The sequence below is a fragment of the Paraburkholderia sp. genome (assembly GCF_035501035.1).
GTDB lineage: Bacteria > Pseudomonadota > Gammaproteobacteria > Burkholderiales > Burkholderiaceae > Paraburkholderia.
The window spans coordinates 1-4,598 of the sequence record NZ_DATJWR010000167.1; the positions used below are offsets into that span (position 1 = coordinate 1).

6 protein-coding genes are annotated in these 4,598 nt (G+C 69.6%); all 6 read right to left on the reverse strand.

Going from position 1 to position 4,598, the window contains the following annotated elements; genetic code table 11:
- The coding region (locus VMJ11_RS11585) for an ABC transporter permease (protein WP_325619556.1) at window positions 1-479 on the reverse strand (479 nt) is incomplete at its 3' end.
- Window positions 476-1,297 carry an ABC transporter ATP-binding protein gene (locus tag VMJ11_RS11590; RefSeq protein WP_325619557.1) on the reverse strand — a complete coding sequence of 274 codons (822 nt, stop codon included), beginning with the start codon at window positions 1,295-1,297 and terminating at the stop codon, window positions 476-478. The genes VMJ11_RS11590 and VMJ11_RS11585, both read right to left, overlap by 4 nt.
- A gap of 168 nt (window positions 1,298-1,465) precedes the next feature.
- Window positions 1,466-2,578, reverse strand: coding sequence for a thiamine phosphate synthase (gene thiE, locus VMJ11_RS11595; RefSeq protein WP_325619558.1), 1,113 nt, complete (start codon window positions 2,576-2,578; stop codon window positions 1,466-1,468).
- Complete coding sequence (locus VMJ11_RS11600; protein ID WP_325619559.1) at window positions 2,575-3,390, reverse strand: thiazole synthase; 816 nt, start codon at window positions 3,388-3,390, stop codon at window positions 2,575-2,577. The genes thiE and VMJ11_RS11600 overlap by 4 nt, the downstream gene beginning before the upstream one ends.
- An 82-nt stretch (window positions 3,391-3,472) precedes the next feature.
- Window positions 3,473-3,670: a sulfur carrier protein ThiS gene (gene thiS, locus VMJ11_RS11605; RefSeq protein WP_325619560.1), complete on the reverse strand. Its 198-nt coding sequence runs from the start codon at window positions 3,668-3,670 to the stop codon at window positions 3,473-3,475.
- A 77-nt stretch (window positions 3,671-3,747) separates the two neighbouring features.
- A partial coding sequence (locus VMJ11_RS11610) for an FAD-dependent oxidoreductase (RefSeq protein ID WP_325619561.1) occupies window positions 3,748-4,598 on the reverse strand: 851 nt, incomplete at its 5' end.

Here is a 4,598-nt window from a genome sequence, read left to right on the forward strand (position 1 = left end):
ATGGCCGCGAGGACCGGCATGGCGACCACGCCCGCCCACATGCGCGGCGCGACCACGACGCGCACCGGGTCCACCGCCATCATCTCCATGGCGGTGAGCTGCTCGCCGGCCTTCATGAGGCCGATCTCAGCCGTGAGCGACGTGCCTGCGCGGCCCGCGAACAGGAGCGCCGTCACGACCGGGCCGAGCTCGCGCACGAGCGAGAGCGCGACCAGCAACCCGAGCGCCTGCTCGGAGCCGTAACGGTTGAGCGTGTAGTAGCCCTGCAGGCCGAGCACGAAGCCCACGAACAGACCCGACACCGCAATGATCAACAGCGAATAGTTACCGACAAAGTGGATCTGCTTCGTGACAAGGCGCGGGCGGCGCAGCAGCGGGAAGAATTCGAGCACGAGACGCACGAAAAAGCGCGTGGCGTGCCCCGCGCGCGCGATCGTGTCGAGCACGCCGCGCCCGAGCGAGCTGATGGCGCCAATCATGAGCGGCCTCCGCCAATGCCGAAGTCCGCTTCGAGCGGCACGTTCGACGGGTAGTGGAAGCGGAACGGGCCGTCCGGCGCGCCGTCGATGAACTGGCGCACGATCGGGTCGGTCGAGGCGCGCAGCTCGGCGGGCGTACCCTGCGCCTGCACGCGGCCGTTCGCGAGGAAGTAGACGTAGTCGGCGATCGCGAACGATTCGGGCACGTCGTGCGAGACGAGGATCGAGGTGGCGCCGAGTGCGTCGTTGAGCGTGCGAATGAGGTTCGCGGTGATGCCGAGCGAAATCGGGTCGAGACCCGCGAACGGCTCGTCGTACATCATGAGTTCGGGGTCGAGCGCGATGGCGCGGGCGAGGGCCACACGGCGCGCCATGCCGCCCGAAATCTCCGCGGGCGCGAGGTCGCGCGCGCCGCGCAGGCCCACGGCATTGAGCTTCATGAGCACGAGGTCGCGGATCAGCGGTTCCGGCAGATCGGTGTGCTCGCGCAAGGCGAAGGCGACGTTTTCGAACACCGACATGTCGGTGAACAGCGCGCCGAACTGGAACAGCATGCCCATCTTGCGGCGCAGCGCGTAGAGGCCTTCGCGCGATTGCGCGCCGACGTCACTGCCGCCGAACAGAACCTGGCCGCGCTGTGCGCGTACGAGGCCGCCGATCAGGCGCAGCACCGTCGTTTTTCCGCCACCGGAGCCGCCCATGACCGCCACTACCTGACCGCGCGCAAAGCGCATGTTCAGGCCGGACAGAACGAGCCGGTCGCCGTAGCCGAAGTCGACGTCGCGCAGCTCCAGTAAGGTCTCAGAAGATGAGGGCACGTGGCTGACAGTCCATTTACACGAAGGCGGGATTATAGGGCCATCGTGGAAAACCTGCCGTGACGCACCCCGTCCCTTTGATGTAGAGCGCATCGCCCGCTGCTGCGGGCTGCGGCCACCCGGCGAGGCGCGGCGCTTGTCGCGCAGCCCCTCGCCAGAGCGGGACCATTATCGCGTAAACGCGTTGCGCAACGCAGCAACGGCGGCAGCCGGGTCGGCCGCCTCGGTCACGGCGCGCACCACCGCTGCGCTGCCCGCGCCCGTGGCGAGCACCTCGGGCAGCACGCCGCCGTCGATGCCACCGATCGCCACCATCGGCACGACGCCGTCGAGCAGCTTCACGTAGCGGGCAAGGCGCGCCAGGCCCTGAGGCGCGGTAGGCATCGCCTTCGTCGTGGTGGCAAAGACGGCGCCGCACGCGAGGTAGCTGGGACGGAAATGCAGCGCCGTAAGCATCTCGAAATAGCCGTGCGTGGAGAGGCCCAGACGCACGCCCGCTGCCGCGATCGCGCCGAGATCGGCTTCGCGCAGGTCCTCCTGGCCGAGGTGCACGCCGTAGGCGCCGGCGGCAACCGCCTCGCGCCAGTGGTCATTGATGAAGAGCTGCGCATCGTGCTTGCGCCCAGCCGCGACGCAGCGCTCGATTTCGTGCGTGAGCGCTGGAGATTTCGGTTGCTTGCTGCGCAGCTGCACCGTCTTCACGCCATAGTCGAGCACGCGCTCGACCCAGTCGGCGGTGGGCAGTACCGGGTACAAGCCGAGCTTCGCAGGGCACGGCGCGAACGGCTGCGCGGGTGCGGCGGGCAAGCCCAGCACGCGCGGAAAGCGCTTGATGTCGACGGGCCAGGCGTCGGCCTGCCGTTCGTCACCGTCGCGCCAGGCGAGTGCGAGCACGAGCGCGTCGTGCGGGTCGAAGCCGCAGTCGAGAAACGCCGCCAGCGCGGCAATCCAGTCTTCCGCGAGTTCGCCTTCGAGCGCGTAACGCTCACCGCCCAGATGCAGCGTGGCGCGAGCGGCCTTCGGGTCGTCGCCCTTGGCTTCGATCACGCCCGCGCCATCGGTCATCCAGCGTGCGATATCGGTGAGATGCGGCGCCGCATCGGTCACGATGATGAGGTCGCCGCCGTTGGGCGCGTCGGGCGGCGTGAGGCAGATGCGCCACGGCGCATGTGTGGGGGGCCAGTCGCCGAGCCGCGCGCGAATGCGCTCGGCCGTTTCGGTGAGCTCGTCCGCGGGCGGCCAGAACAGCTCGCGGTCCTTCAGTCGCAGTGTGTCGGTCATCGCTTGCCTCCATCCTGGTGCCAGAACGGCATGCCGACCACGGGCGTGCTCGCCACCGCGGCCTCACGCTCGGCCATCGGCCCGGCGAGCCATGCGGCGCGGCCCGCCTCGACGCCCAGCGCGAACGCGCGCGCCATCGCCTCGGGGTGCATGGCCTGCGAAACGGCCGTGTTGAGCAGCACGCCATCGAAGCCCCACTCCATCACCTGGCACGCGTGCGACGGCACGCCGAGACCCGCATCGACGATGAGCGGCACATCGGGCAGGCGCTCGCGCAGCACGCGCAGGCCGTACGGATTGATCACGCCCTTGCCGGTGCCGATCGGCGCACCCCACGGCATCAGCGCCTCGCAGCCCGCGTCGAGCAGACGCCGGCCGATCACGAGATCCTCGGTGCAATACGGCAGCACCTTGAAGCCGTCCTTCACGAGGCGCGAGGCGGCCTCGATCAGGCCCACCGGGTCGGGCTGCAGCGTGTAGTCGTCGCCGATCAGCTCGAGCTTGATCCAGTCGGTTTCGAATACCTCGCGCGCCATGTGCGCGGTCGTCACCGCCTCGTTGACGGTGAGGCAGCCCGCCGTATTCGGCAGGAGCGGCACGCCCTGGCGCTTGAGCAGATCGAAGAAGCCGGCCTCGGCGGTGCCGTCGTTCATCTGGCGGCGCAGCGCGACGGTGATCATGCCGGGGCGCGCGGCGGCCATCGAGTCGGCGAGCGATTGCAGCGACGGATAGCGCGACGTGCCAAGCAGCACGCGGCTCGCGAAGGTTTCGCCGTAGAGCGTGAGTGCGTCGGCGATGGGAGGGGTAGTCATGACGTGGAATCCTTGGGCGATGTCGTGGGAGCGCAAGGCCGGTATGCGCGACAGACGCGACCGGCAGGCAGTGGCGTGCGGCTCAGCCGCCAGCCACGGGGCTCACGACGTCGAGGCGGTCGCCCGCCTGGAGCGCGCGCGCGGCATGCTGGGCGCGCGCCACGAAGTCGCCATTCACGGCGACGGCGAACGGCGGCCGCGCGCCGAAGGCGGCGAGCGCATCCGAAACGGTCGCGCCCTCGGGCAGCGTGATCGGCTTCTGGTTGATATGAATGTCCATGGCAAATGCGTTTTCAGACTGCGGTTTGTTCCTGGTGGTGTCGCGCGCCCGCGCTCGGCCCCTGCTTCAAGCGTGCATCAAGCCGGCTCTTGCGCGCGCGGCGCATGCAGCATCTCGCCCCAGCGCGACGCGCGGCGCAGCGCCTCGAACGAATCGGCGTCGGCTACACGTGCGTCGAGCAGCGCCTCGGCAACGCGCGCGGCCTCGTCAGCGACTTCCGGCGCGATCATGAAGCCGTGCCGGTATAGACCATTCACGCGCAGCGTGGTCTTGCCGTCCCAGATCAGCGCGGGACGGTGGTCGGGCAGCGTCGGGCGGCACTGCGAATTCAGTTCGAGGATGCGCGCCTCGCCGAACGCCGGATGCACGGAGAACGCGGCGCTCAGCAGTTCGAGCGCGGAGCGGACGCTGACGGGCGACATGTCCTCGCCCTCCACCTCGGTCGCACCGATCACGTACACATCGTCCTGCTTCGGCGCGATGTACAGCGGATAGCGCGGATGCAGCAGCCGCACCGGCCGCGACAGCCCGATGCCCGGCGCATGCACGCGCGCGACTTCGCCGCGAATGCCGCGCAGCGCGGGCCACGCGGGCTTGCCGCCGAGTCCGCGGCAATCGATGATCCAGCGCGCGTCCGGCATCGCATCGACGGGTGTGTTCCAGTGCGTGCGCACGCCACGCGCGGCGAGGCCGGCGGCGAGCGCGCTCAGCGCCTGACGATTGTCCAGTTGTCCTTCGTTCGGCAGCAGCCAGCCTTGCGCGAAACGCGTGCCGAGCGCCGGCTCGGCCTGCCCGACCTGCGCGCCCGCGAGCTTGACGAATCCGCCATCGAGCAGATCGGCGGGCGAATTGGCGCGCAGCCGGCGCTCGAAGAGCGGTGCTTCGGTGCGATCGGCGTGATGCCAGACCACGAGCGTGCCATTGCGCT

Coding starts and splice junctions, on each gene's coding strand:
- thiE (WP_325619558.1), bottom strand. CDS start 2,578: ATGACCGACACACTGCGACTGAAGGACCGCGAGCTGTTCTGGCCGCCC.
- VMJ11_RS11600 (WP_325619559.1), bottom strand. CDS start 3,390: ATGACTACCCCTCCCATCGCCGACGCACTCACGCTCTACGGCGAAACC.
- thiS (WP_325619560.1), bottom strand. CDS start 3,670: ATGGACATTCATATCAACCAGAAGCCGATCACGCTGCCCGAGGGCGCG.